The 4,800-nt window shown below is 75.6% G+C and carries 4 protein-coding genes; 3 read left to right on the top strand and 1 reads right to left on the bottom strand.

Going from position 1 to position 4,800, the window contains the following annotated elements:
• The coding region (locus tag ABZ914_RS46630; RefSeq protein ID WP_500201082.1) for a cell division protein PerM at positions 1-1,733 on the top strand (1,733 nt) is incomplete at its 5' end.
• A gap of 87 nt (positions 1,734-1,820) precedes the next feature.
• Here the strand turns inward: ABZ914_RS46630 and ABZ914_RS46625 are convergent.
• The gene (locus ABZ914_RS46625; protein WP_500201081.1) at positions 1,821-2,321 is read right to left on the bottom strand and encodes a hypothetical protein; all 501 of its coding nucleotides are present in this window, start codon (positions 2,319-2,321) and stop codon (positions 1,821-1,823) included.
• A 93-nt stretch (positions 2,322-2,414) separates the two neighbouring features.
• Between ABZ914_RS46625 and purN the strand changes: the two genes are divergently transcribed.
• Both purN and purH read left to right on the top strand, forming a co-directional pair.
• Positions 2,415-3,119 (top strand): phosphoribosylglycinamide formyltransferase, encoded by a 705-nt coding sequence (gene purN / locus ABZ914_RS46620; RefSeq protein WP_194737801.1) that lies wholly within the window; start codon positions 2,415-2,417, stop codon positions 3,117-3,119.
• Positions 3,116-4,681, top strand: coding sequence for a bifunctional phosphoribosylaminoimidazolecarboxamide formyltransferase/IMP cyclohydrolase (gene purH, locus ABZ914_RS46615; protein WP_347257157.1), 1,566 nt, complete (start codon positions 3,116-3,118; stop codon positions 4,679-4,681). The genes purN and purH overlap by 4 nt, the downstream gene beginning before the upstream one ends.
• Positions 4,682-4,800: the final 119 nt, after the last annotated feature.

Here is a 4,800-nt window from a genome sequence, read left to right as displayed (position 1 = left end):
GCCCCGCGCCGCCGCCCGGCAACGGCCGCCCGCTGTACGTGACGGGCCTCGTGGCGTCGCTGTGGTGCGTCGGGATCGGGCTCACCGTGCTGACGACCGTGACGCTGCTCGGCTGGGTCGCGGCGCCGAAGACCGCGCTCGGGCACGGGCTGTCCGGGGTGTTCCGCACGGCCGTGAACTTCTGGCTCGTCTCCCACCACGCGGGGTTCTCCTACGGGCACGGCCGGGTCGGGCTGCTGCCGCTGGGCGTGCTGGTGCTGCCCGGCGCGCTGCTGTACCGGGGCGGCGCGTGGATGATCCGGGGGCTCGGGCTGCCGCCGCGGCCGCGGGTCGCCGTGGTGCGGGTGGCGGCGGCGCTGGCCGTCCCGTACGCGCTGCTGGCGATGCTGATGGCGCTCGCGGTGTCGGCGCCGGAGGTGCACCCATCGGCGTGGCAGGCGCTGCTCGGCTGCCTCCTCGTCGCCGTCATCGCGGGCGGGCTGGGCGCCGCGCGGGCCGTGGTCGCCGCGCAGGTCGCGGCGGAGGCGCGCGGGCGGCGCGTCCGGTCCGGGCTGGGCGCGCTGCTGCGGCTGCTGCCGGACCGCCCGCGGTCGCTGGTGATCGGGGTCGCCGGGTCGGTCGCGGTGCTGGCGGCGGCGGGCGCCGTCCTGGTCGGCGGGTCCCTGGCGCTGCACGTCTCCGAGTCCGACCGGGTGTACGACCTGCTCGCGCCCGGCATCGTCGGCGGCGTCCTGCTGCTGCTGGTGGAGTTGGCGTTCCTGCCGAACGCGGTGATCTGGGGGATCGCGTACGCGGTCGGCCCCGGGTTCGCGGTCGGCGCCGGGACGAGCGTGTCGCCCACCGGTGTGTTCTTGGACACGGTCCCCGCGTTCCCGCCGCTCGCCGCGCTGCCCGAGCCGGGGCCCGCGCCCGCGGTGTCGCTGCTGGCGCTCGCGGCGCCGTTCGTCGCGGGCGCGGTGGGCGGGGTGCTGACGATCCGGACGATGCCGAGCGCGACGTCGGAGGGCGCGCCGCTGTGGGGCTTCGTGTCCGGGACCCTGACCGGCGCCGTCGTCGCGCTGCTGGCGGCGCTGTCGGGCGGCCCGCTCGGCGGCGGGCGGATGGCGACGGTCGGGCCGTCGGCCTGGCAGGTGGGGCTGCTGGCGGCGCTGGAGGTCGGGATCTCCGCGGCGCTCGCGGCGTGGGTCGCGAACTGGCGGCTCATGCGGCGGCCGGAGGAGGACGACGCGCCCGCCCGTCCCCGCAAGCCGAAGAAGAAGAGCAAGGCGCGGCGGCCCGCGGCGAAGCCGTCCCCGGCCCCGCTGCCGGAGGCGGCGGTGCCGCTGCCCGCGCCCGTCCTCGACGAGCCCCGGCCGGCGCCCGAGGAGCCGCCCGCCTCCCGCCCCTCGCCCTACGCGCCGGACCCGCTGGAGTTCGAGGAGGCCGAGCCGGTGCTGGCGCCGCGCCGGCCGCGCGGCCGCGGCCGCGCCGCGGACCCGCTGCCCGAGCTGATCGCGGACGAGCCCGTCCCGCACGATCCGGAGCCGGAGCCGGCGCCCGTGCCGGGGGAGCCCGAGCCGGACGAGCGGGACGGCAAGGTCGTCCTCGAAGGCCACATCGTCGAGGACCCCGAGCCGGAGCCGGAGCCCGTCCCGCCGCCGCGCGAGGACCCGGAGCGCACCGAGAACCGCGGCGGCGCGATCTACGTCCTGCGCGAGGAGCCGCGCCGCGACCGCCCCCCGCGCCGCGACTGAGCCCCCCGCCGCGACCGAGCCCCGCGCCGTGACCGGACCCCGCGACCAAGCCCGCCGCCGTAGCCGGACGGGCGGGTCAGAGGCGGGTCAGAGCAGGTCGCCGTACTTGTCCATGCTGCCCGCGGGCAGGTCGAGCTTCTTCTCGATCTTCGGGTAGTACTCGTGCTTGCAGGCGGTCTTGTCGGTGCCGGTGTTCGCCGCGCCGATGCACTCCTGGTAGCCGCTCAGCTCCGACCACAGGAACACCGTCAGCGCCACCGACATCGTCGAGAACGCCAGCCCGACCGCGCCGAGCACGATGCCCGGCACGGCGCCCGGCGCGGTCGCGCGCGCCGTCCGCGCCCGCCGCCGCGCCCGGATCCCGATCACCAGCGAGGCGACGCCCAGCACCAGCCCCAGCGGGTAGAAGAACACCGAGGTCACCAGGGCGACGACGCCGAGCCACAGGGCCCGCTTGCCGGTCCGCTCCACCGGCCGCTGCCCGGGCGGAGGACCCAGGGGAGAGCCCGGGCCGGGGCCCGGGGGCGGTCCCGACGGATCCCGCCCCTGCTCGACGGGATGGGCCGGGCCTCCCGGCTGCTCGCTCACGTCCGCTCCTCCCAACCGTGGATTCAACCGCGCCGAACAGGGCCGATAGGCTTCATGCCGATTGCCGACAACCCCACCGTCCACAAGGGAGTCATGGTGTCCGCCCGGCTCGTCGTCCTCGTCTCCGGCGCGGGGACCAACCTACAAGCGCTGCTCGACGCCTGCGCAGACCCAGCCTACGGGGCGAAAGTGGTGGCCGTGGGCGCCGACCGCGAAGGGATCGGCGGGACCGAGCGCGCCGAGCGCGCCGGGCTTCCCGCGTTCACCCTCCGCATCCCCGACTTCCCGTCCCGCGCCGAGTGGGACGCGGCGCTCGCCGCCGCCATCGCCGAGCACGAACCCGATCTGGTGGTGTCCGCCGGGTTCATGAAGATCCTCGGCCCGGAGGTCCTCGCCCGGTTCGGCGGCCGGATCGTCAACACCCACCCCGCGCTGCTGCCCTCGTTCCCCGGCGCGCACGCCGTACGGGACGCCCTGGCGTACGGGGTGAAGGTCACGGGCTGTACGGTTCACTTCGTCGACGAAGGCGTGGACACCGGACCCGTCATCGCCCAGGAGACCGTCCCCGTGGGCTGGCATGACGACGAGGACTCCCTGCACGAGCGCATCAAGCAGGTGGAGCGCCGGCTCCTGGTCGACGTCGTCGGACGGCTGGCCCGCGACGGCTGGACCACGCGGGGCCGGCGGGTCTCGATGAAATGCAGAACCTGCGGCGACGGCCCGACCGGCGGCGCCGCGCCGGACGGCGGACCGTCCGGCAGTCCAGGTCAGACGGAACGAGGGGAGCTCGGCCGGTGAGTCGGGTGGCGATCAAGCGCGCACTGATCAGCGTGTACGACAAGACCGGGCTGGAGGAGCTCGCCCGGGGCCTGCACGAGGCCGGGGTGGAGATCGTCTCCACCGGGTCGACGGCGGGCCGGATCTCCGCCGCCGGGGTGCCGGTGATGAAGGTGGAGAAGCTCACCGGGTTCCCCGAGTGCCTGGACGGCCGGGTCAAGACCCTGCACCCGAAGGTGCACGCCGGGCTGCTCGCCGACCGGCGCAAGGACGACCACCTCCAGCAGCTCGACGACCTGCACGTCGAGCCGTTCGACCTGGCCGTGGTGAACCTGTACCCGTTCGCCGCGACCGTCGCGTCCGGCGCCGGGCCCGACGAGTGCGTCGAGCAGATCGACATCGGCGGCCCGACGATGGTCCGCGCCGCCGCGAAGAACCACGCGTCCGTCGCCGTCGTCGTCGACCCGTCCGCGTACGGGGACGTCCTCGACGCGGTGAAGGAGGGCGGCTTCACGCTGGAGCAGCGGCGCCGCCTCGCCGCCCTCGCCTACAAGCACACCGCGTCCTACGACGTCGCCGTGGCGTCCTGGTTCGCGAGCGAGTACGCGCCCGACGAGCAGGCCGCCGAGACGCGGTGGCCGGACTTCATCGGCGCCACCTGGGAGCGGTCGAACGCCCTGCGGTACGGCGAGAACCCGCACCAGCGCGCCGCCCTGTACCGGGTGCCGGGCGAGACGGGCCTCGCGGGCGCCGAGCAGATCTACGGCAAGGAGATGTCCTACAACAACTACGTGGACACCGACGCCGCCCGCCGCGCCGCCTACGACTTCACCGACCCCTGCGTCGCGATCATCAAGCACGCCAACCCGTGCGGCATCGCGGTCGGCGCCGACATCGCCGAGGCGCACCGGCTGGCCCTCGAATGCGACCCCGCGTCCGCCTACGGCGGCGTGATCGCCGCGAACCGGCCGGTCACCGCCGCGATGGCGGAGCAGATCACCGGGAGCTTCGCCGAGGTCGTCGTCGCCCCGTCCTTCGAGGACGAGGCCGTGACCGTGCTGACGAACCGGTTCAAGAACACCCGGCTGCTGATCTGCCCGGACGCCCCCGGCGGCGCCACCGAGTCGCGGCGGATCGACGGCGGCCTTCTCGTGCAGACCGTCGACCGGGTCGACGCGCCCGGCGACGACCCGTCCGGCTGGGAGCTCGCCTGCGGCGACGCCGCCGACGAGGACACCCTCCGCGACCTGGCGTTCGCGTGGCGGGCCGTCCGCGCCGTCAAGTCCAACGCGATCCTGCTGGCGTCCGGCGGCGCCACCGTCGGCGTCGGCATGGGGCAGGTCAACCGGGTCGACTCCGCCCGCCTCGCGGTCGCCCGCGCGGGCGAGGAGCGGGCGCGCGGCTCGGTCGCCGCGTCGGACGCGTTCTTCCCGTTCCCGGACGGCCTGGAGGTGCTGGTCGAGGCCGGCGTCAAGGCCGTCGTCCAGCCGGGCGGCTCGATCCGCGACGAGCTGGCGATCGAGACCGCGAAGAAGGCCGGCATCACGATGTACTTCACCGGGACGCGGCACTTCTTCCACTGATTGCACTGAGGCCGTCGACGGCCGGGGCTTGAGGACGGGGGGGGGGGGGCAACCCCAGCCCCCCCCCGCCCGCGCGTGGACAGAATTGGGGGGGGGGGGGCCGGGGGGGGGGGGGGCCC

Source organism: Spirillospora sp. NPDC046719, assembly GCF_040645715.1.
Taxonomy (GTDB): domain Bacteria; phylum Actinomycetota; class Actinomycetes; order Streptosporangiales; family Streptosporangiaceae; genus Spirillospora.
The sequence above is the reverse complement of the archived record's forward strand: the minus strand, read 5'-3'. Positions and strand labels throughout refer to the sequence as shown.

Excerpts from the sequence above, each read along its gene's own strand:
- purN (WP_194737801.1), top strand. The coding sequence starts at position 2,415 with ATGGTGTCCGCCCGGCTCGTCGTCCTCGTCTCCGGCGCGGGGACCAAC.